Source organism: Pseudogulbenkiania sp. MAI-1, from assembly GCF_000527175.1.
GTDB lineage: Bacteria > Pseudomonadota > Gammaproteobacteria > Burkholderiales > Chromobacteriaceae > Pseudogulbenkiania.
This window is the reverse complement of record NZ_AZUR01000001.1, coordinates 918,340-937,977: the sequence shown is the minus strand read 5'-3', so window position 1 is coordinate 937,977 and position 19,638 is coordinate 918,340. Positions and strand designations below refer to the sequence as shown.

The 19,638-nt window shown below is 60.8% G+C and carries 22 protein-coding genes; 3 read left to right on the top strand and 19 right to left on the bottom strand.

Annotated features, from left to right (window positions below; all coding sequences use genetic code 11):
* Nucleotides 1-142 precede the first annotated feature (142 nt).
* Both PSEMAI1_RS0104285 and PSEMAI1_RS21670 read right to left on the bottom strand, forming a co-directional pair.
* The gene (locus PSEMAI1_RS0104285; protein WP_024301676.1) at nt 143-1,804 is read right to left on the bottom strand and encodes a methyl-accepting chemotaxis protein; all 1,662 of its coding nucleotides are present in this window, start codon (nt 1,802-1,804) and stop codon (nt 143-145) included.
* 164 nt (nt 1,805-1,968) lie between these two features.
* Nucleotides 1,969-2,196, bottom strand: a complete 228-nt coding sequence (locus PSEMAI1_RS21670) for a hypothetical protein (RefSeq protein WP_156943082.1) — start codon at nt 2,194-2,196, stop codon at nt 1,969-1,971.
* A gap of 217 nt (nt 2,197-2,413) precedes the next feature.
* On the opposite strand from PSEMAI1_RS21670, the gene PSEMAI1_RS0104280 reads away from it, so the two are divergent.
* Nucleotides 2,414-4,519 (top strand): TonB-dependent siderophore receptor, encoded by a 2,106-nt coding sequence (locus tag PSEMAI1_RS0104280; protein WP_024301675.1) that lies wholly within the window; start codon nt 2,414-2,416, stop codon nt 4,517-4,519.
* A 94-nt stretch (nt 4,520-4,613) separates the two neighbouring features.
* Here PSEMAI1_RS0104280 and PSEMAI1_RS0104275 read toward each other — a convergent pair whose 3' ends face one another.
* The 6 genes from PSEMAI1_RS0104275 to PSEMAI1_RS0104250 form a co-directional block, all read right to left on the bottom strand.
* On the bottom strand, nt 4,614-5,582 hold the full coding sequence (locus tag PSEMAI1_RS0104275; RefSeq protein WP_232219831.1) for a bile acid:sodium symporter family protein: 969 nt from the start codon (nt 5,580-5,582) through the stop codon (nt 4,614-4,616).
* A gap of 148 nt (nt 5,583-5,730) precedes the next feature.
* Nucleotides 5,731-8,925, bottom strand: coding sequence for an EAL domain-containing protein (locus PSEMAI1_RS0104270; RefSeq protein WP_024301673.1), 3,195 nt, complete (start codon nt 8,923-8,925; stop codon nt 5,731-5,733).
* Between the two features lie 54 nt (nt 8,926-8,979).
* Nucleotides 8,980-9,174: a hypothetical protein gene (locus PSEMAI1_RS0104265; protein ID WP_024301672.1), complete on the bottom strand. Its 195-nt coding sequence runs from the start codon at nt 9,172-9,174 to the stop codon at nt 8,980-8,982.
* A gap of 198 nt (nt 9,175-9,372) precedes the next feature.
* The gene (locus tag PSEMAI1_RS0104260) at nt 9,373-9,840 is read right to left on the bottom strand and encodes a VOC family protein (protein WP_232219830.1); all 468 of its coding nucleotides are present in this window, start codon (nt 9,838-9,840) and stop codon (nt 9,373-9,375) included.
* 156 nt (nt 9,841-9,996) lie between these two features.
* Nucleotides 9,997-10,611: a glutathione S-transferase gene (locus PSEMAI1_RS0104255; protein ID WP_024301670.1), complete on the bottom strand. Its 615-nt coding sequence runs from the start codon at nt 10,609-10,611 to the stop codon at nt 9,997-9,999.
* Nucleotides 10,612-10,625: 14 nt separating this feature from the next.
* Nucleotides 10,626-10,919: a hypothetical protein gene (locus tag PSEMAI1_RS0104250; protein ID WP_024301669.1), complete on the bottom strand. Its 294-nt coding sequence runs from the start codon at nt 10,917-10,919 to the stop codon at nt 10,626-10,628.
* Between the two features lie 95 nt (nt 10,920-11,014).
* On the opposite strand from PSEMAI1_RS0104250, the gene PSEMAI1_RS0104245 reads away from it, so the two are divergent.
* Nucleotides 11,015-11,911: a LysR substrate-binding domain-containing protein gene (locus tag PSEMAI1_RS0104245; RefSeq protein ID WP_024301668.1), complete on the top strand. Its 897-nt coding sequence runs from the start codon at nt 11,015-11,017 to the stop codon at nt 11,909-11,911.
* 42 nt (nt 11,912-11,953) lie between these two features.
* Here the strand turns inward: PSEMAI1_RS0104245 and PSEMAI1_RS0104240 are convergent, their stop codons facing one another.
* From PSEMAI1_RS0104240 to PSEMAI1_RS20460, 10 genes are all read right to left on the bottom strand, one after another.
* Nucleotides 11,954-12,340 (bottom strand): DUF488 domain-containing protein, encoded by a 387-nt coding sequence (locus PSEMAI1_RS0104240; protein ID WP_024301667.1) that lies wholly within the window; start codon nt 12,338-12,340, stop codon nt 11,954-11,956.
* A gap of 37 nt (nt 12,341-12,377) precedes the next feature.
* The gene (locus PSEMAI1_RS0104235; RefSeq protein WP_024301666.1) at nt 12,378-12,725 is read right to left on the bottom strand and encodes a GFA family protein; all 348 of its coding nucleotides are present in this window, start codon (nt 12,723-12,725) and stop codon (nt 12,378-12,380) included.
* Between the two features lie 158 nt (nt 12,726-12,883).
* A complete protein-coding gene (locus PSEMAI1_RS0104230; RefSeq protein ID WP_024301665.1) occupies nt 12,884-13,297 on the bottom strand; it encodes a VOC family protein in 414 nt (137 codons plus the stop codon).
* A gap of 58 nt (nt 13,298-13,355) precedes the next feature.
* Nucleotides 13,356-13,829 (bottom strand): OsmC family protein, encoded by a 474-nt coding sequence (locus PSEMAI1_RS0104225; RefSeq protein WP_024301664.1) that lies wholly within the window; start codon nt 13,827-13,829, stop codon nt 13,356-13,358.
* A 129-nt stretch (nt 13,830-13,958) separates the two neighbouring features.
* Nucleotides 13,959-14,462: a VOC family protein gene (locus PSEMAI1_RS0104220; RefSeq protein ID WP_024301663.1), complete on the bottom strand. Its 504-nt coding sequence runs from the start codon at nt 14,460-14,462 to the stop codon at nt 13,959-13,961.
* A 139-nt stretch (nt 14,463-14,601) separates the two neighbouring features.
* The gene (locus PSEMAI1_RS0104215) at nt 14,602-15,213 is read right to left on the bottom strand and encodes a LysE family translocator (RefSeq protein WP_024301662.1); all 612 of its coding nucleotides are present in this window, start codon (nt 15,211-15,213) and stop codon (nt 14,602-14,604) included.
* Between the two features lie 78 nt (nt 15,214-15,291).
* Nucleotides 15,292-15,669, bottom strand: coding sequence for a hypothetical protein (locus PSEMAI1_RS0104210; RefSeq protein WP_024301661.1), 378 nt, complete (start codon nt 15,667-15,669; stop codon nt 15,292-15,294).
* A gap of 187 nt (nt 15,670-15,856) precedes the next feature.
* Complete coding sequence (locus PSEMAI1_RS0104205; RefSeq protein ID WP_024301660.1) at nt 15,857-16,336, bottom strand: cupin domain-containing protein; 480 nt, start codon at nt 16,334-16,336, stop codon at nt 15,857-15,859.
* 256 nt (nt 16,337-16,592) lie between these two features.
* Nucleotides 16,593-17,012 carry a hypothetical protein gene (locus PSEMAI1_RS21095; RefSeq protein ID WP_198019578.1) on the bottom strand — a complete coding sequence of 140 codons (420 nt, stop codon included), beginning with the start codon at nt 17,010-17,012 and terminating at the stop codon, nt 16,593-16,595.
* A gap of 114 nt (nt 17,013-17,126) precedes the next feature.
* Nucleotides 17,127-17,732, bottom strand: coding sequence for a transposase (locus tag PSEMAI1_RS20460; protein ID WP_198019577.1), 606 nt, complete (start codon nt 17,730-17,732; stop codon nt 17,127-17,129).
* Between the two features lie 709 nt (nt 17,733-18,441).
* Here PSEMAI1_RS20460 and PSEMAI1_RS21665 point away from each other — a divergent pair.
* Entirely contained in the window at nt 18,442-19,023 is a 582-nt protein-coding gene (locus PSEMAI1_RS21665) for a hypothetical protein (RefSeq protein ID WP_156943081.1), read from the top strand.
* 61 nt (nt 19,024-19,084) lie between these two features.
* On the opposite strand, the gene PSEMAI1_RS21090 is transcribed toward PSEMAI1_RS21665, so the two are convergent.
* Nucleotides 19,085-19,573: a hypothetical protein gene (locus PSEMAI1_RS21090; RefSeq protein ID WP_084612618.1), complete on the bottom strand. Its 489-nt coding sequence runs from the start codon at nt 19,571-19,573 to the stop codon at nt 19,085-19,087.
* Nucleotides 19,574-19,638 lie beyond the last annotated feature (65 nt).

The following is a 19,638-nucleotide window of genomic DNA, read 5'->3' as shown; positions in this document are numbered from 1 at the left end:
AGTTCGCACCGAGCGCCCTCGCCCGGCGCTGAACAGCCGGCATGCATCGCGCAGAACCTGCCTGCCGCCAAAAGGTAGGCCGCAAAAAGCCGGAGTGGAACGCTCCGGCTTTTTGCTTCACCCGATCCCCGGGACTGACGCGCTAGACCTTGTAACGCTGCAGTGTCTCGCCGACGCGCGCCGCCAGCTGGTCGAGCCGGCGCGCGTTGTCGGCGGTCTCGTTCGAGGTGGCATGGTTCTGTTCCGCCATGTCCGAGATGGTGTGCACGTGGTGGACGATGGCCTCGCTGGCCTCGCCCTGTGCCTTGAGGATGCGGGTGATGTCGGCCACGGCGTCGGCCACGCGCTGTGCCTGGCCCTCGATCTCGGCGATGTGCTGGCCGGCGCCGCTGGCGAGCTCGCGCCCTTCGCCCACCTGCACCACCACCTGGCGCATCTCTTCGACCGCGCCGTTGGCGGCGTTCTGGATCGCCGTCACCATCACCCCGATGTCGGCGGTCGACTTGGCGGTGCGCTCGGCCAGCTTGCGCACCTCGTCGGCCACGACGGCGAAGCCGCGTCCGCTCTCGCCGGCGCGGGCGGCCTCGATGGCGGCGTTGAGCGCCAGCAGGTTGGTCTGCTCGGCAATGTCGCGGATCACTTGCACCACGCTGCTGATCTGGCGCGACTCCTGCCCCAGCTGCTCGATCACCTTCGACGCCGCGGTCACGCTGTCGGCGATGCTGGCCATGCCGTCGGTGGTCTGGGCGATCACCCGGCAGCCCTGGCGCGACACTTCGCCGGCTTCCAGCGACAGCTGCATCGCCGCGTCGGCGTGGCCGGCCACACCATGGATATTGCCGGTCATTTCCTGCACCGAACCGGCAATCGCCCCGGTAGCGCTGTTCTGCTGTGCCGAACTGGCCGCCAATTGCTCGGACGCCGCCGACAAGCCGCTCACCGCGAGGCGGATATCGGACTGGCTGTGCTGGATTTCACGGAACGACTCTTGCACCCGGCTGATCAGGGTGTTGAGCGCGCTGACCATCTGGCCGACCTCGTCCTTGTTCTTGACGTCGATGCGCTGGGTGAAGTCGTTGTTCTCGGTGATGGAGAGCACGGTGCGGCGCGCCCGGTTGAGCGGGCGCATGATCGCCGCCAGTACCGAGATGCCGTTCGCCAACAGCAACAGCACGGCGAACACGTTGACCGCGATCATCCAGTACAGGCTCTGGCGCGAACCGCTGTTAGCCTGTTCCACGCTGGCCTGGGCCAGGCGGTCGTTGACCTCGACCATCTTGCGCAGCAGATCGTCCATACCCTCGACCACCGGCAGCTGCACCTGAGAGTTGGCATAGAACTCGCGGAAGATGGCATTCTGCTCTTCCGGCGTGACGCCCTTGGCCAACTTCTCCAGCAGCTCGTCCTGCGACTTGTCGGTACGCTGCCAGTCCTGCAGCAGCGGGCCGAACTGGTGCCATAGCTTGGTTTCTTCCTCGCTGCGCGGGAACGCGGCGTAGCGCTTGAGCGCTTCATCGAACAGCTGGCGCGCCTGCTGCTTGCCTTTATAGGTGTCGGCAAACAGCTTGCGCGACTCCAGCGAATTGTCGGTGGCGCGCACCGAGACCTGCAGATTGCGCAGCAGGGTGCGGTTGAAGTTGGAGCGGGCATCCAGCAGCGCGATCACCGCCGGCATGCGCTGCTCGCCGACTTCGACCATCGATGCCCCGGAAGAGAGCATGCCGCGGTAGCCGAATACCGCCACCAGGGCCAACCCCAACAAGGCCGTCATCAGCAGCACGATCAGGCGTGTTTTTATCGTCATCGAGTTCCTCCCCCCCACGGATAGGCAGCGCATTCGCTTACCTTGCCTCCCCTGCCGGCACGACACCATCAGGGAAATCGACAATCGATAATCGAACGCTCCTCAGTGCAGGCGAGCATGACACTCGCCTTGCCGAAAGACAAGAGCAAGAAGCATGCAACGGCTCATGCCATGCCGGAGCGTTGCGTCAGATGCCCACCGATCGGCAACGAGCGCCACGGACATGGAAACCTCCTCGCCCGATAACCCGGCATGGCGGCTGCCATGCCGGAAAAAAAATCGACGATGGCCATCCGAACGAAAAGTTCCTGTTGCTTTTGTAAAAGAATGTAATGATAATGATTTGTATTAAAATTTTTGAATAACGGACCCACCGCGTCGAGCTGCCACAACCGTCTCAACCCCTTAAAACCTCGTTCCCTGCACTGCTTCAACCGAGGCATCCCCCCCCAAGCAACGCACCGTTTCCACCCGCCTCGGCAGGGGGGAGGGCCTGCTGTTGCCTGACGCGGTACGAAGAGGAGGCTATGACGTGCTGCGGATAGTCGTGTTCGATCGTTCGGCCGGCCCCGCCAGAACTGTTTACGGACCTAAACCTAAAACCAAATCATGAAGCAAAAGACGTTATCCACTCTCATCTCCCTGATCGGCACCTTCGGCGCCCTGCCGGCGCTGGCCGAGACCGAATTGCCCACCGTACACGTGGAGGCCAGCCAGGACGCCGACCCGGCCACCAGCTACACCCGCGCCAGCTCGACCAGCGCCACCAAGATCGCGGCGCCGCTCAAGGATGTGCCGCAAACCGTCAACGTGGTGCCGGCGGCGGTGCTGAAGGACCAGAACGCCAGCTCGTTGCAGGACGCGCTGGCCAACGTGCCGGGCGTCAGCTTCAGCGTCGGCGACGCGCAGCGCGACCAGGTGAGCATCCGCGGCTTCTCGGCGATCAACGACCAGTACGTCGACGGCGTGCGCGACGACGCGCTGTACTACCGAGACCTGTCCAACGTCGAGCGCGTGGAAGTGCTCAAGGGCCCCTCCTCGGTGCTGTACGGACGCGGCAGCTCGGGCGGCCTGATCAACCGCATCACCAAGAAGCCGCTGGCCGAGCCGGTGCACGAGTTGGCGGTCAGCCTGGACGACCAGGGCAAGCAGCGCCTGTCGTTCGACGTCGGCGCCAACAGCGACGACGATTTCGCGCGCTTCCGCCTGACCGGCGCGGTGGAGGATTCGGAAGGCTTCCGCAACCAGTCCTTCCTGAAGCGCGAGGCGGTGGCGCCGTCGCTGCAGTTCAACTTCTCGCCCAATACCACGCTGCTGCTGCAGGCCGACTATCTGCAGGACAAGCGCCTGGCCGACCAGGGTGTGCCGGGTTACAAGGGCAAACCGGTGGACGTGCCGATCGAGACCTACTACGGCTCGGCCAACGGCCGTGACCAGACTGCCAACGAGAGCGATGTCACCAGCTTCACCGGCACCTTCGACCACAAGTTCGATAGCGGCTTGAAGCTGCACAACGTGTTCCGCACCTACGATTTCTCGCTGGACCGCAACTACACCACCATCGCCAGCGTCAACGAGACCACCAACAAGGTCACCATCGACCGCACCAAGCGACTGCGCGACGAGCATGGCTTCTACAACCAGTTCGAGCTGAGCCACGATCTCGACCTCGGCCAAACCAAACACACGCTGCTGTATGGCCTGGAAGTAGGCAAGCAGCACAAGACCGAGAAACTGTGGACGCGCAAGAACGCCGCCACCTACGACCTGTTCAATCCGCAGCTGATCGTGCTGCCGGCGGTCGATACCAGCGCCGCGCCCAAGAACGACAACGCCACCGACATCGACATCGCCGCGCTCTACCTGCAGGACCTGGTGAGCCTGAGCCAGCACTGGAAGGCGCTGGCCGGCGTGCGCTACGACCACCTGAAGCAGACACGCGATGACAAGACCAGCACCAACCAGGACCTGGCGCGCACCGACAACACGATCAGCCCGCGCCTGGGCGTGGTGTACCAGCCGACCGAGCGCGTATCGCTGTACGCCTCGGCCAGCCAGTCGTTCCAGCCCATCGCCGACTCGTTCACCTTCAAGCAGAACAGCGACCAGCTGAAGCCGGAAGAGACCATCAACTATGAGGTCGGCAGCAAGATCGAACTGTTCGACAACCTCTCGCTGAGCACTTCGCTGTTCGAGATGACGCGCAGCAACATCCAGGCCGCCGATCCGAGCGACAGCAACAAGGCGCTGTCGGTGGGCGAGCAGCGCGTGCGCGGCGTGGAACTGTCGGTGGCCGGCGCCATCACCCCGCTGTGGGATGTGATCGCGGGCTATGCCTACCTCGACGGCGAGATCACCCAGTCCACCGAGAAGACCAAGCTCGGCACGCCGTACCAGGGCAACAAGCCGGCGCTGACCCCGCGCCATTCCGCCAACCTGTTCGTCAAGCGCAAGCTGCCGGGCGGCTTCAACGTCAACGCCGGCCTGCGCTACGAGGGTGAGCGCTACGCGTCGCCGGACAACCTGGTCAAGCTGCCGGGCTACACCCGCTTCGACCTCGGCACCGGCTATAGCGGCAAGTCGCTGGAGGTGAACTTTTCGCTGAAGAACGTGTTCGACAAGAAGTACTACATCTCCGCCCACAGCGGTGCCAACGACTACAACATGCCGGGCGCACCGCGCACGGCCGAGGTCACCGCGCGCTGGAAGTTCTGATCCCCGCCTGGATGAAAGAAGCACCGCTCGCCGACGAGGCGAGACGGTGCTTTTTTATTGTTGGGGCGCCCGGTGACGGGCATGGGCCACCGGCTCAACTCACCCTAGCCCCCAGCCGGCGCGCCACCACGCTGACGATCACCAGTTGCAGGAAGTGGTAGAGCATGATCGGGGCGATGATCAGGCCGATAGCGGGGTTGGCACCGAACATCACCTTGGCCATCGGCACACCGGCCGCCAGCGACTTCTTCGAACCGCAGAACACCCCGGCGATGTTGTCTTCGCGGTTGAAGCCGAGCGCACGGCAGCCCGCCCACATCAGCAGCGACACCAGCACGAACAACACTAGCGACGCCGCCGCCATGCCGGCGAGCGCGGCCGTGCTGTGGCTGCTCCACACCCCCTCGGCCACCGAGTCCGAGAACGAATTGAGCACGATGGCGAGGATGGTGGTGCGGTCCATCAGCTTGGTCAGCACAGCGTGGCGGTTCAGCCACGACACCAGCCACGGCCGCAACAGCTGGCCCACCACGATCGGCGCCAGCACCAGCAGCACGATTTTCAGCACCACCGGCCCGAGCGGGAAGCCGACCCCCTGGCTGTTGAGGTAGGTGTTGACCCACAGCGGCGTGACGAACACGCCGAGCAGGCTCGACAGGCTGGCGTTGAAGATCGCCCCCGGCACGTTGCCCTTGGCGATCGAGGTCATCGCCACCGACGAGGACACGGTGGACGGCAAGGCCGCCAGGTAGAAGAAACCGAGCGCCATTTCCGCCGGCACCCGCGCCCCCAAGGCCCATAGACAGCCCAACACCAGCAGCGGAAACAGCAGGAAGGTGGCCAGCTGCACCACCACGTGCAGCCGCCAGTTGAACACCCCCTCGCGGATCTTCTGCGGCGACAGCGTCAGGCCGTACAGCAGGAACACGATGGCCACGCCGTAGTTGGCGAAATGCTGCAACTGGATCAGGCCGCCACTGCGCCCCAGCTCCGGCCAGACGATGGCCAGCAGCACGGCGCCGATCAGCGACAGCAGAAAGCCGTCGAGCCCGATTCGTTTCAAGATAGTGAACACAGTCTTCTATAACGCAAACATGAATGAAGATCGATGACGACAGCTTCGCCGACACCGCGGATTCTGACGCGGTCCGGGCGGACGATTGGCCTCAGCGACGTGATGAGCCAGGCTGGCGGCAAGGCGCAGAACCTCGTCACCAGCTCCGCCCGGAGGCGATCAGCTGCTCGGCGGCGGCGGCATCGAGTGGCTGGGAAAAATAGTAGCCCTGGCCGTATTCGACCCCCAGCCCGCGCAGCTGCGCCCGCTGCCGTTCGCTCTCCACCCCCTCGGCGATAAGGTCCATGCCCAGGGTATGCGCCAGCGTGACGATGGTCTGGATGATGTCCGCATTCTTGCGATCCACGTCCATGCGGCGCACGAACGATGCGTCGATCTTCAGCGTGTTGATGGGGAAGCGGTGCAGGTAGGACAGCGAGGAATAACCGGTGCCGAAATCGTCCATCAGCAACGTGACCCCCATGGTGCGCAGCCGCTCCAGCACCGCCAACGCCGCCTCGGCGTGCTCCATGAGCACGGTTTCGGTGACTTCCAGCTTGAGGCTATGGGTGTCGAGGCCGGTTTCCTGCAGCACCGCTTCGATCTGCTGCATCAGATCGGGCTGGATGAACTGCCGCCCGGCCAGGTTCACGCTCATCTGCAGCGCCGAGTGCTGCGGGTACTTCAGCTGCCAGTCGTGCATCTGGCGGCAGGCCTCGCCCAGCACCCAGCGGCCGATATGCACGATGAGGCCGGTTTCCTCGGTCAGCGGGATGAAGTCACCCGGCTGCACCAGGCTGCCGTCGGGACGGCGCATGCGTACCAGCGCCTCGAAGCCGGTGAGCGTCCCCGTGCGCAGGTCGACGATAGGCTGGTAGAAAACCTGGAACTCCTGCCCCTTCAGCACCGCCTGCCGCAGTTCGGTTTCCATGCCGAGCAGTGCGACGACGCGTTGGCGCATGTCGGCTGCGAACACCTCGCAATACGCCCCGCCCCGCTCCAGCGCATGATGGCTGGCCGTTTCGGCGTCACGCAGGATATCGCCCGGATCGACGTAGCTCGCCCGCCCGAGGGCGATGCCGATGCTGGCGGTGGTGAACAGCTCGTGTCCCTCGACGTTGAAGCCGGCCGCCAGCGAGGCCTGCAGCTTGTCGGCGAAGCGCCGCGCTTCGCCTTCGTCCCGCACCTCGTCGAGGAGGATGGCGAAATTCTCGCCGCCCACACGGGCGACGGTATCGCCGGGGCGCAGGCCGGCGCCGAGGCGTTGCGCCACGGCGATCAGCAGTTGGTCACCGGTAGCAGCGCCGAGACTGTCGGTGATGACCCGGAAGCGATCCAGGCTGAGGAATAAAAGGGCAAAGCCACGTCCGGATTCGAGCCTGATCCGATCCAGCGCATCGCTCAGCCGGCTCAGCAGCAGCACCCGGTTGGGCAGGCCGGTCAGGCTGTCGCGCAGCAGCTCTTCCTCGACCACCGTGGCGAGCACGACCCGCGCCGACGCGGCGCCGATGACACCGGCCAGCTGCGCCTCGCAATAGCGCGCCAACTCGGCGTCGATCTCCTGCGGCCAGTCCATGCCGCGCGACCGGGCATAAGCGGAAAACGCCACTTTGGCGTTGCCCGCGCCGAGAAAGCGTGCCAGCAGCGCATAGAGATCGGGCAGCGAACCACTGGCCCGCCAGGCGCGCTCGGCGCCACGATCATGCTTGAAGACATCGACGAACAGCGCCGCCTGCGTCTGCTCAACCGCGCTCTGATCGGAGAGGATCGACACGGCCAGATAGGCGCCGACGTTGGCCAGCATGCTCCACAGCATGGCGTGCGTGATCTCGTCCAGCCCCTCCAGGCCGAACAGGCTCAGCGGCCGCAACAGCGCGATGCCGAACGGCCCCTGTTCGAGCAAGCCCATCGGCAGCCAGCCGGAACGGGCGAAGGCCGGCAGCATCAGGGTATAGGCCCATACCAGGAAACCGACGCCGAGTCCGGCCAAGGCCCCGGCACGCGTGCCGCCTTTCCAGTAGATGCCACCGAGCAGCGCCGGCGCGAACTGGGCCACGGCGGCGAAGGAAATGAGGCCGATGGAAACCAGTGCGTAGGCCTCGCCCGCCAGCCGGTAGTAGGCGTAGCCGAGCAGCAGGCCGACGACGATGGTACCGCGGCGGATCGCCAGCAACAGGCTGGAAAGATCCTCACGGTCAGAAAGGTGCAAGGCCTTGATACGCAGCAGCATGGGCATCACCAGATCGTTGCAGACCATGGTCGAGAGCGCGATGGACTCGACGATCACCATCCCGGTGGCGGCGGAGAATCCGCCGATGAAGACCAGTAGGGCCAGTGCTTCCTGCTGCCCAGACATGGGCAGGGTGAGAACGAAGGTATCGGGGTTGACTCCGCCGTCGCCAAAATGCAGCAGGCCGCCGAAGGCGATAGGTAGGACGAACAGGTTGAACAGGAACATGTACAGCGGAAACAGCCAGATGGCCTTGTTCAGGTGCGCCTCGTCGACGTTCTCGACCACCGCCACCTGGAACTGGCGCGGCAGGAACATGATCGCCAGCATCGAAAGAAAGGCCAGAGAAAACAGCGAGGCCCAGCTGTGGTAGATGTCGCTCGAGCCGCCCCCGATGATGAACACCTCGGCGATGCGCGGCTGCTCTGCCGCCTTGGCGAAGAGGTCGGCCAGGCCGTCGTACATGCCCCAGGTGACAAAGATCCCGACCGCCAGGAAAGCCACCAGCTTGACCAGCGACTCGAAGGCGATCGCCGCCACCATGCCCTCGTGGCGCTCGGCGGCGTCGAGCTTGCGCGTGCCGAAAACGACGGTGAAGGCCGCCAGCGCCAGCGCCACGTAGAAGCCGGTATCGTGCCAGACGCTTTCGGGCTCGGGCGCGACCGGCAGGATCTCGGGGTAGCCGCGCAGCACCGTGAAGCTGGTCGAGATGGCCTTGAGCTGCAGCGAAACGTAGGGGGTGACGCCGACCGCCGCAATCACCGTCACCAGCCCGGCCAACACCGCGCTTTTGCCGTAGCGCGAGGAGATGAAGTCGGCCAGCGAGGTGATGCGGTTGTCCTTGGCGATGCGGATGATCTTGCGCAACACCACCCACCACAGCGCGGCCATCACCGTCGGGCCGAGGTAAATGGGCAGGAAGCCGATGCCGCTGCCGGCAGCGCGCCCGACGCTGCCGTAGAAGGTCCAGGCGGAGGCATAGACCGCCAGCGAAAGCGAATAGACATAGGGATTGGCGATCAGGCTGTGCCCGGCCGCGGCGGCCTTGTCGCCGCGATAGGCGATGGCGAAGAGCAGGCCGAGATAGGCGACGCCGACAGCCGCAATGATCCAGGCAGGCAAGAATCAGTCCTCGGGCTTGGCCGGCCGCAACGAACGGCCGCCCCCGCATGGCAGCTACTTTTTCTCGATGACCAGCGCCAGCAGCATGATCAACAGCAGCCAGGCGGCAAACACATAGGCATACAACACCGGCACCCCCCACACCAGGGCGGAGCGGTTGAACAGGGCCAGCAGCGGATAGTTGAACAACACCGCACCCAGCAGGAAGAGTGCCGCCAGGCGCTGGGCCTTGCTGTTGGGCTTGTTCATGACCACTCCGTAGACGCTGCGGGGGGAGCTCGCCGGCGAATCTCACGGCAATTCCGTCGGCGGCGCAGACCTCCCTCCCCGTAACTGAGTTATAGCTACTATTGTGGTCCCATCGCCGGGAACAGCCCGGCAAGGCCGAGGCGTAAACCGGAAGTCGGGCGGCCACACCTGGCGGCCTCAATCCGTTCATCCCGGTATTCAACCACCGAACATCGCGGCGGCGCGGCGCTGGACCTCGTCCGGTGACACGTCCTCGACGTGTGACGACAGCCACCAGACGTGGCCGAACGGGTCGCGCAGCTTGCCGGCGCGGTCGCCGTAGAACATGTTCTCCACCTCGCGCAACAGCGTCGCCCCGGCCGTCACGGCGCGCGCCACCACGGCATCGACGTCTGCCACGTAGAGATGAAGGCACACCGGCGGCTGTGCCTCCGACTGCGGTCCGAGCGCCCCCATCTCGGGAAACTCGTCCGACAGCATCAGCGGCGCCTCGCCGACCTTCAGCTCGGCATGGCCGATCTTGCCGCCCATCGCCACCCGCATGATCTCGCTGGCGCCGAACGCCTGACAGTAGAAATCGATGGCGGCGGCGGCATCGCGCACCGTCAGATAGGGAGTCACGCCGGGATAGCCGGCGGGAATGGGATTGACCTGGCTTGCCATCATCGCCCTCCTGTTCGCTTCGTGGGGAAGTTTTAAGAGTAGGCGATGGCGGGCGGCAAGGCTGGCCGGTGTTCATCTGCGGCCTGAAAGCCTGCGGAAACCGGCCGCCCGCCGCCGGCGTTCGACTGGCCGGAAGGCTAGCCCGCCGTATCGGGAGGCTCAGGCGGGAGGGAGGGCGACGAAGGCCGGCAATTGCTCGGCCTGCGCGCTGAACGCCTGCAGCAGCGGAAAATCCGCCGCCTTGACGACATCCGCCAGCATCAGCTGGGTAAAACCCCACGCCACCGCCGTGGTGACGCCGGCCTGGTCGATGCCCTCCTCGCTGACGGCGAGCGGAGTACGCGCCAGCTCGCGCTCCAGCTCGCCGTAGGCCGCCAGCAACTGGCCCTCGACCCGTTCCAGCCAAGGCTGGTGCCGCTTCTCGGCCGGTCGCAACTGGCGCTCGTAGACGATCTGCACGCTCTTCTCGCAAGCCGCCAGCGCCAGACCGATCAGGCGCAAGGCATGCTGGCGTTCGGCCCGCCCACCGGGCATCAGGCTCCTGCCCGACGCGACGCAGGTTTCGACGTAGTCGAGAATCAACGTCGAATCCATCAGCACCGCGCCGTCGTCGCAAACCAGGGTCGGGGCCTTCACCACCGGGTTGATCTGACGGAACTGCTCGAAGGTGCGGAACACCGACACGGCGTGGTGCTCGAACGGAACGCCCAACAGCCGCAGCGAGATGGCCACCCGGCGCACGTAGGGCGAATCCAGCATGCCGATCAATTGCATCGTCTTCCTCCTGTTTAGAAGCACACTTTACCCAACAGCATAGCGCCTTGCCCGGAACGGCCCAACAAGCGGCGGCCAAGGCCCTGGCTCGGCTGTGCCGCAGGCTTGGAAAACTCCAGCAGACCATGCCCTTCGGCCAGAACCTTGCCGGCCGGGATGGTTTCCCGCTCACCCGGTGCCAGGCAGACGTCCAGCCCATCCACCGTCAGCCAATGCGTGCCGGACACCGCGCGGACCTGCGCGGCAGACGGCAGCTCGATCACCAAGACTTCATGGCTGGCCAATTCGACGCGTAACTGGTGTTGCATGATGACTCTCCTGTTGACTATCTGGGTTTACTATAAGCATTTGAAGAGCCAGAAAAAATCGATATTTATTTGTCGTTTGTGTTAATTTTACTTACATGAGCACACTTCCCCCCCTTCCCGCCCTGCGCAGTTTCGAAGCCGTGGCCCGCCTGGGCAGCATCACGCTGGCGGCAGCCGAACTGCACGTCACCCACTCGGCCATCAGCCAGCAGATAAAACAGCTGGAAGATCTGCTCGGCACCCCACTGTTCACCCGCGAGGGGCGCGGCCTGCGCCTGAGCGAGGACGGCCGGCTGTACGCGCTGCAGATCCGTATCGGGCTGGGGGAAATCACCGAGGCCACACGGCTGGTGCGTGCCCGGCCGCGCGTGGACGAAGTGGTGGTCGCGGTGCTGCCCTCGTTCGGGAAGCACTGGCTGCTACCGCGCCTGCCCCGCTTCTACGCCCGCCACCCGCATTACCGCGTCAGCCTACGCGCCAGTCTCGACATCCAGGACCTGCGCCAGGGACTGGTCGACATCGGCGTGCGCATGGGCCAGGGCGGCTGGGAAGGGCTGGCGCAAAAAAGGCTGTTCGACGATGAACTGGTGGTGGTGGCCTCACCGTCCTTCAACGGTGGCCGCCTGCCGCAGACCCCGCAGGAAATTGTCGCCGGCCCCATCGTGCGCACGGTGGAATCGTGGCTACCTTGGTGCAACGTCGCCGGGGTGGAGGAACCGGGCAACGCCGGACTGTGGATCAACGACTCCAACCTGGTGCTGGAAGCGGTACGCCTCGGCATGGGCGTGGCGCTGGAGCGGCGTAGCCTGGCGCACGACGCGCTACAGCGCGGGGAACTGGTGCAATTGACCGATATCCGCGTGCCCTACCCCTACCCGCACTGGCTGGTCTGGCCACAGCGTGAGAATTCGCAGACCAAGCAGCGCGATTTCACCGCCTGGATCGAGGAGGAAGTCGCCGACTATCTGGCCAGCCTGGCCCCGGCGGCCTGAGGCCTCACCGAGCCACGGATGGTCTTCACCCAATACTGAGCCTCAACGCACGTCCGCGCCGCGTTCGGCGAGCAGGACGCGCAGCACCGAGCGGTGGCAATGCGCCTCCTCGGCACAGTAACAGCCCACGGAAAAGCTGCTCTGGTGCGACAGCGCCGCCAGCAAGTCGAGCGTGCGGCTGTTGTCCGGTGTCGCCATCTCGGCGCGGTACTGCTTGATGAAAGCCGCCCAGTCCCGCTCCGTCTTGGCCTGCTGCGCCATCTTCACCGTCTCCGCGCTGGGCGCCAGGTTCGGATACCACACGTCGTACCAGTTCTGGGTCGAGAATTCACTCTTCGGCACCCCGCGTGGAGGACGCCGCACCGTGCCAATACGCAACCCCTCGCCGTCCAGCCGCTCGCTGCCCAACCTGACGATATACACCGGCATCCTCGCTCCCCCCTTCATCCTTTCCTGGATCAGACGCTCATAACGCGCGCCCGTCGAAGTGCTTGACCGGCAACGCATCCAGATCGACGTCATCGAGACAGCGCACGTTGACCGCTGCCATGGCGTTCCCCGCCGGGTCGCGCCCCTCACCGAAGGGATGGATGCCGCAGACCGGGCAGAAATGATGCTGGATGACATGCTTGTTGAAGGTGTAGGTACTCATATCCGCTTCCGGCGTCAGCAGGCGCAGCTGCTGGCGCGGCACGAACCACATCAGCGAGCCCTTGCGACGGCAGATCGAACAGTTGCAGTCCATGGCCTGGGTGAGATCGCCTTCCACTTCGAACGCGATCCGCCCGCAATGACAGCTTCCACGGTACATCATGATGGGACTCCTTAACTGTTCAATACTGTAGGCTCATGGCCGCGGCACGCGGCATCACAAGACATGGAGCAAGGCCGCGATCTCGGCGATCAGGTGCCGGTGATCGGCCAGCGGTTCAATGCGCATCGTCCCCTCCGCGTGATGCGCTCGGATCCCGCTTACTCATCCTGCGGGCCGATCGCCATGAACGGGTTCCACGCCACTTCCCAGAGATGACCCTCCGGATCGGCAAAGTAACCACTATAGCCGCCCCAAAAGGCATCTTGCGCCGGTTTCACCACGCGCGCCCCGGCATTCACCGCCTGCGCCATCACCAGATCCACCTCCTCCCGCGACGACACATTGTGGGCCAGGGCTGTGCCGCGAAACCCGCTGCCTTCGGCCGGCACGGTGGCGTCTTCGGCCAGCGCCGACCACGGATACAGGGCCAGCCAGGTGCCTTCAAGCGCAAAGAAAGCGACGCCGGCCGCCTCCATCGGATAGCGCGGCAGGCCCAGCCCCTGTTCGTAGAACCGGGTGGCGCGGTCGAGATCGCCGACACCCAGCGTAATCATGCTGATACGTGGTTTCATGGTTTCCCTCCTGCTCTTGAGGATTGCTGGTGGCTGCGCACTCTGCGACCACGCCAGCTCAGAGTTCCCCGTACACCGGCTCGCAACGCACCTCGGTCTTGACCGAGTTGGCGATGAAACACTCCTCATGCGCTTCGTGATGCATCGCGTCGAGTTCCTGACGCGTGGGGATACGCTCCCCTGAGAACGTCACCTCCGGCCGTAGCGTGACGACGGTCATCGCCATCTTGCCGGCTGCGTTCTTCTCCATCACGCCGACGGCGGCATCGAAATAGCGCTCGACACAGAACTTGCGCTTGGCCGCGATCGACAGGAACCACAGCATGTGGCAGCTCGACAACGACGCCACGAAGGCCTCCTCCGGGTCGACGGCCGAGGCATCGGACATCGGCACGGGAACGACGTGCGGGGATGACGAACCTGGCACCTCTACGCCGCCATCGAAACGCAGCAGATGCCGGCGGCTGTAGCGATTACTTAGGAAATCCTGCTCGCCGCGCAGCCAAAGCACTTCGGCGCTGTACTGGGCCATTCTCTGCTCCTGAATGAAAATGCACGATCGGCGGTCGACTCCGTTCAGCCTCCGTCAACCGCTGGGCAGGCTAGTGTAGCCGCTATTCCATCGTCCTGCCCGTACCGGCAGCAGGCTGCCGCCAGCGGATCAAGCCGCCCCGTCGTAGGCCCGCTGCAAGGCGGCGATGTCGAGCTTCTTCATCTGCAGCAGGGCAGTCATGACACGCTCGGATTTTGCATAATCGGCATCGGCGAGCATCTTGGGCAGCGCAGTCGGCACCACCTGCCAGGACACGCCGTATTTGTCCTTGAGCCAGCCGCACTGCTGCGCCGCCTCATCTCCGCCGACGGACAGCTTCTCCCAGTAGTAGTCCACCTCTTCCTGTGTCTCGCAATTGACCTGGAACGACACGGCCTCGTTGAAGGTGAACACCGGCCCGCCGTTGAGGGCGGTAAAGGCCTGCCCATCCAGCTCGAACTCCACGGTCAAGACCGACCCCGCCGGCCTGCCGTGGATCTCATACCCCGCCTCGCCGTAGCGGGTCAGACCGACGATCCGGGAGTTCTTGAAGATGGCGGTATAGAACCCCGCCGCTTGTTCGGCCTGATCGTCGAACCACAGGCAGGGGGTGATCCGTTGGATGCTTGCCATGGAACGTCTCCTTTTTTGCTCCCATCATGGTCGAGTCGCCATGACTACCAGCTTAGACCGCTGCGGCAAGGAGAGCGCCGTCGAAACATCTCACTGCCACCTCACCTCTCTTAAGCCGAGACAGCAAGGGAGCGGTGTATCAACGCTTCGCCGTCGCCAGCGCGGCGCCGAAACACACGAACGTCACTCCCGCCGCCTTGTTGACCATACGGCCTCCGCGATCGGACACCAGCCAGCCTTTGGCACGCTTGGCAAACAACGCGTAACTGCAGTGAATGACGACAACCAGAACACTGTAGGTCAGCACCAGCGTGGCGAACTGAATCGGGTAACTCCTAGCCGGATCGATGAACTGGGGAAACACCGAGAGGAAGAAGAAAATCGCCTTGGGATTGGTGAGTTGCAGGGACAGTCCTTCGAGAAAGCGTTTGCCGAAACTCGCCTCGTGCACCGACTGCTCCGCGAACCGGAAAGGGGGTGCCCGCCACAGCCGAATACCGAGATAGATGAGATAAGCGGCACCGATGAGCTTGAGGACGGTAAAAGCCAGCGCCGAAGCGGCAAGCAGTACCCCGAGACTGGTGGCCGAAATCGCCGCGACCGCCAGCGCACCACAAGCAATCCCCAGGATGCCGCCAAAGGTGCCGCGCATGCCATAGCGCAGGGCATTGCTGAGCGTCATGACGACACCAGGGCCGGGACTGAACACCGTGGCAGTGGCCATCAGCAGAAAGAGCGAATAAAGCTTCATGGAGATTCCTTGGACATATTGAGAGGCTCCGGCGGCCAGATCAGGCCATCCGCCGGAGCGGCATGTCGAATGTAGTCTCTACTCGGCCAGCTTGACGCCCATCCCCTTGGCATCCATGTAGCCCCACGTCGTGAAGCCGATGCCGCTCTTATACGTTACGTTGACGACCGCATCGGCACCGATTACCCGGGCTTTCTCGGATAATGCCTCGTTAGCTTGTTCTCTGGTCGGATTCTTATGGAATGCCGTCAACTTCTTGATGCTGACTTCGATCGGGCCGACTGCCGTGTATTTCTTATTCGGCAGCGAGTCTTCGGAGATGATGACCTTGGTGTCGGCGGCAAGGCTCGCCGGCGTTTTCGTCTCAATGTTCGAGCTGGTGCGGTAAGAAGCACAGCCCGAAGTCAATGCGACCATGAGCATGGCGCCAAGCAGAGTCGCTTTCTGTTTCCCCATGAGTTTCCCCTCGGTGTGGCAAGTCAATGAATGTTTCGACGCAGTATCGAAACGCCATCTTGCCACCACCCTACCATCCCATCAACATAAAACTCAAACGTCATTTTACAAAAACCGGGAAAACCGGGGGCACCCATTAGCCGGCCCGAGTCACGCGAGCAAACGAATCCATGCCGTGGTTGACGCATCAGTAAGGCGTCCCGTCCTTGTGGCTGAAGTGCCATTCGCCATCCTTCAGCTCGGCTTGAATATCATCGTCGGGGTACGCTGCCTGATCTCCTGGCGTTCTATCGCCGATCTCAAGATATACGACCACTTCGGAGGTGTCGTTAACCAAGTGGTGGGCGTTGCCTGTGCCGGCCTTGAAGCCAGCGCACATGCCGGGAGCAAGCCGGATATCGCCCTCGTCTGTGCGAAGTGTCGGATGGCCGCTGAGGATGTAGATGAATTCGTCTTGTCTGGTGTGGCTGTGGCGAAGAGCGGAGATGGAGTTCGGGGCGAGACGGGTCAGGTTGACGCCAAAGTTGGTTAAGCCAAAGACATCGCCAAGCTGCCGTTTTTCTCTCCCATTCATCAGGGAGGCAAATGGTTCGGGGTAATTCGAGGGCTTGGTGCGAGGGGCGACCTCGTCGGCCTGGATTGCAGTCAAGGGTTTGGAAGTGCTCATGGTTTGTACTTTTTGCGGCCTAATCGTTGAACATCGCCACAGGAACAGGAAGAGTGGTCTGGGCTCGTCAGGACGAAAACCGGGAGCGAAAACCGGGGACGAAAACCGGAGACAGACCCGGTTTTACCACTGAATGGTTTCTTCCTTGGCTTTCGCCATTTCCTCACCTGACTCCCAGCCGCAGGCGCTTACCCTAAATGCATCATGTTGCACAGGCGGTTCCGGCTCAATGAAAAAAGATTTTGAGCCATTTTATTTAATCTGGCCTGCCCAAGTAAGCTCGAATGGATTTAATTTTTCTGGATGCGTCAAATGAAATCACATCAACAACATAAAGAATCTCACTTCCGTTAACGGTGATTTTCAACTCGCCTGCAACGGAGTGGTCTGATTCATAAGTATGTAATGTTTCGATTTTTATTGACTCTGCAGAAGAAAAGTTCTTCACTGTTTCATTGATGGCGGCCGCTTTGCCGGAAACGGATATTTTCCAGTCTCGAAGGGTTATGCCTTCGGCTAACATGTCCGAGATTTTATTAATGTCTTTTTGAGAGTAGGCTTGCAGGTACTCAAGGAACTGTTCTTTTAACAAAACAAATACCTCTCTATTGATTATGCATCTGCTCGGGGAAAACAAGAGGGAAAACAGGGGACAGACCACGGTTTTCCGCTTCACGGTCCACCAAACAGCTTACCAGACTTAGGCTCCGCCACCTTGCGCGGTCGCCCCGACTTGCCCGGTAACGTCCGCTGGCCAATAACCGCCGCCACCTCCGCCGCGAAGCGTTCGTTACCCAGCACAAAATTGCCATTGGTTGCCCGTCGAATCTGATCGACCAGCCCGGGCTCCAATTCGTACCTGAACAGTTCCCGGTAAGCAGCCTGCCGACTCGTCGCATCCAGCCCCAACGCCTCGTACAGCCCGTGCGGTCGGATCAGTGCATTCTCTACACCCTCCCCGTTGGCGAGGTAGCTCGACCAAGAGTATTCTCCAGAGATGCTCCACCATGCCAGCCCGCACCGGATTGAGTTCGATGTAACGCTGGCAAGCTAGCAAATAGGCTTCTTCCTGGATCGGGCAGGAGCGGAAGCGACCTTCCCACAAGGTGCCGCTGCGCCGATAGATGCGATTCACATACTGCACATAACGCTGTCCCAGCGCCTTCATCAAGGCACCCGGCGCCTCCGCGCTATCTGCCGAGATCAGCAGATGCACGTGGTTGGTCATCAACACATAGGTATGGAGGCGGCAGCCGATCTTGCCGGCATATTCGGCTAACCACTCCAAATAGAAGCGGTAGTCCTCCTCGGCAAAGAAACAGGCTTGGCGGTTATTGCCGCGCTGGATCAAATGCAGCGGAACGCCCGGCAGGGCCAGGCGGGGGCGGCGTGGCATGTGAGGCTCATCGAAAGGATCAACAGGACCAGACTAGCAGAAAACCGGAAAGCCGTGGTCTGTCCCCTATTATTTGATGCTTCGCAACGCGGCAAAGTCCAGCTGGACTATCGTGGAACTAGGTTGGCAAATTTTCCCACCAGGCAACCTTGGGAACTGGGATGGTCTTACGCGTTGGCTCATCCACCACATAGAAAATCAAGATATCAAGAACTATAAGGGCTACGTCATCCAATGGTACAAAGCCGCTCGCAAAATCTTGGTTTAACTTAGCGTTTCTGTTGACTAAGGTGGTCTGTGGGAAAACTGAAGTAAACTAAGGGACAGACCACAGTTTTCCTGGCACGGCCAGGCTGAGGCGGCGTGGCATGTGAGGCTCCTCGGAAGGATCAATAGGACCAGACTAGCAGAAAACTGTGGTCTGTCCCCTATTACCGCACCCTATTACCGCACCCTATTACCGCAACGAGCAAGGCGAGGCAGTTACGGAACAGGAAATAAATCCGCCCCCTTCCCCCCCTATCACTGAACATAAAGAACCAAGGACTTTAAGAAGATGCACCCACATTAAAGGTAGCTCTCTAGTAGATAAGCTTTGGCAGTAATAAAATCAGTCTTATGACTGGTTTTATGCCTTCAGTTGACCAAAATGACACATGGCAGTATTATGCTTCTTACATTCGATAGATAAGTAAGAAAAGGGATAACCATGAATAGTGCAATCAAAAGATTTGTTGCTAGGTTGCTTATAGTTAGCTGGATTCTGGCTGGCATAGTTACAGCGGTTATGGCATATGAAAAATTTAATCCTATTATTGATTTCTACTCATATAGAAAAGAAGTTTTCAGCAGTAAAACTTTCAATGACTTGCCTGGGACTGAAGAGTACTCAAAGTATTATGGACTTTCTTCAAAATATAGTTGGCATGCCTTTTTTAATGAAAACAAAGGCACAAATATAAGCCAAGATAGTTCCATGCCAAGCAATGAACCAATTGTCATTAAAAATAATGATAGAGTACCAGGAAGAAACCTGTTAGAGGTCATTGATACTAATGAATTGCTAGAGATTATGAAAGCCAATGAGAAGAAGCTCAATAGCTCCATAAGCAACGAACAAAAAGAGCAAATTGTAGAATTATCAAAAAGATATTTTGAAAGATACAGCAGTTTCAATGCTAGTGATTTGTTCCCACTCCTTGGGTTAGGATTTTTCCTTTCAATGCTTCAGTTTTTGTTTTTAGGAAGTTGGAATCCAACTAATCTAGTAATGCTATCAAGAGTGAAATAATAGCTCTCAATTAAATACATGCCAAGAACTACCGAGGCTCAGCTTGTTTGTAGGCTAGGGCTTATTTTCTTGTTAGCTTCTTGTGGTGAACCTCGCTACTGATATATCCGGCAAATAAAACACATGTCATCATTGTGAATTGTTCAAGCAGACCCTTGGGATCATGTGGAATATCCATTCTTCCTTCAGTAGCTTTGTCGAGGTACTGCCTCAAAGGCAGCAAGTCGTTTGCTTCAATTTTGAATTCAATATTGTGACTTAATTTGTTTCGCAAAGAATTCATGTGCTTAATAGCTGGAATGCAATCATATTGATCCGATATTTTAAAATTGGATAGCAACGATATTTTTTGTCCGAAAGTTTGACGTGAGGCTTCCCAGTCTAGGGCAGGATGGCAAATCTTTAAGAACTCATCTAGATAGTGCTCGATGATCAGATGGCATGACAAAAAATAGCCAAGGACTTCGTAATTTATGCTATCGAGCCTTTTCCATGTAACAGAGCCGTTATTAATTTCAGCAAGTAATGGAGGAAGTGGTGTTTTATCCATGCGATTCAGTCCAATATGACCTTTTAAATTTTTCTGCCCATGAACCTCGATACTGAGTACCGTCT

What these genes read in the sequence shown, in the direction of transcription:
- PSEMAI1_RS0104285 (WP_024301676.1), bottom strand. Translation starts at nt 1,804, where the DNA reads ATGACGATAAAAACACGCCTGATCGTGCTGCTGATGACGGCCTTGTTG.
- PSEMAI1_RS0104230 (WP_024301665.1), bottom strand. Translation starts at nt 13,297, where the DNA reads ATGAAACCACGTATCAGCATGATTACGCTGGGTGTCGGCGATCTCGAC.
- PSEMAI1_RS0104225 (WP_024301664.1), bottom strand. Translation starts at nt 13,829, where the DNA reads ATGGCCCAGTACAGCGCCGAAGTGCTTTGGCTGCGCGGCGAGCAGGAT.
- PSEMAI1_RS20460 (WP_198019577.1), bottom strand. Translation starts at nt 17,732, where the DNA reads ATGCCACGCCGCCCCCGCCTGGCCCTGCCGGGCGTTCCGCTGCATTTG.
- PSEMAI1_RS0104240 (WP_024301667.1), bottom strand. Translation starts at nt 12,340, where the DNA reads ATGCCGGTGTATATCGTCAGGTTGGGCAGCGAGCGGCTGGACGGCGAG.
- PSEMAI1_RS0104255 (WP_024301670.1), bottom strand. Translation starts at nt 10,611, where the DNA reads ATGCAATTGATCGGCATGCTGGATTCGCCCTACGTGCGCCGGGTGGCC.
- PSEMAI1_RS21665 (WP_156943081.1), top strand. Translation starts at nt 18,442, where the DNA reads ATGAATAGTGCAATCAAAAGATTTGTTGCTAGGTTGCTTATAGTTAGC.
- PSEMAI1_RS0104205 (WP_024301660.1), bottom strand. Translation starts at nt 16,336, where the DNA reads ATGAGCACTTCCAAACCCTTGACTGCAATCCAGGCCGACGAGGTCGCC.
- PSEMAI1_RS0104250 (WP_024301669.1), bottom strand. Translation starts at nt 10,919, where the DNA reads ATGCAACACCAGTTACGCGTCGAATTGGCCAGCCATGAAGTCTTGGTG.
- PSEMAI1_RS0104280 (WP_024301675.1), top strand. Translation starts at nt 2,414, where the DNA reads ATGAAGCAAAAGACGTTATCCACTCTCATCTCCCTGATCGGCACCTTC.
- PSEMAI1_RS0104265 (WP_024301672.1), bottom strand. Translation starts at nt 9,174, where the DNA reads ATGAACAAGCCCAACAGCAAGGCCCAGCGCCTGGCGGCACTCTTCCTG.
- PSEMAI1_RS0104220 (WP_024301663.1), bottom strand. Translation starts at nt 14,462, where the DNA reads ATGGCAAGCATCCAACGGATCACCCCCTGCCTGTGGTTCGACGATCAG.
- PSEMAI1_RS0104260 (WP_232219830.1), bottom strand. Translation starts at nt 9,840, where the DNA reads ATGATGGCAAGCCAGGTCAATCCCATTCCCGCCGGCTATCCCGGCGTG.
- PSEMAI1_RS21090 (WP_084612618.1), bottom strand. Translation starts at nt 19,573, where the DNA reads ATGGATAAAACACCACTTCCTCCATTACTTGCTGAAATTAATAACGGC.
- PSEMAI1_RS0104245 (WP_024301668.1), top strand. Translation starts at nt 11,015, where the DNA reads ATGAGCACACTTCCCCCCCTTCCCGCCCTGCGCAGTTTCGAAGCCGTG.
- PSEMAI1_RS0104235 (WP_024301666.1), bottom strand. Translation starts at nt 12,725, where the DNA reads ATGATGTACCGTGGAAGCTGTCATTGCGGGCGGATCGCGTTCGAAGTG.
- PSEMAI1_RS0104210 (WP_024301661.1), bottom strand. Translation starts at nt 15,669, where the DNA reads ATGGGGAAACAGAAAGCGACTCTGCTTGGCGCCATGCTCATGGTCGCA.
- PSEMAI1_RS0104215 (WP_024301662.1), bottom strand. Translation starts at nt 15,213, where the DNA reads ATGAAGCTTTATTCGCTCTTTCTGCTGATGGCCACTGCCACGGTGTTC.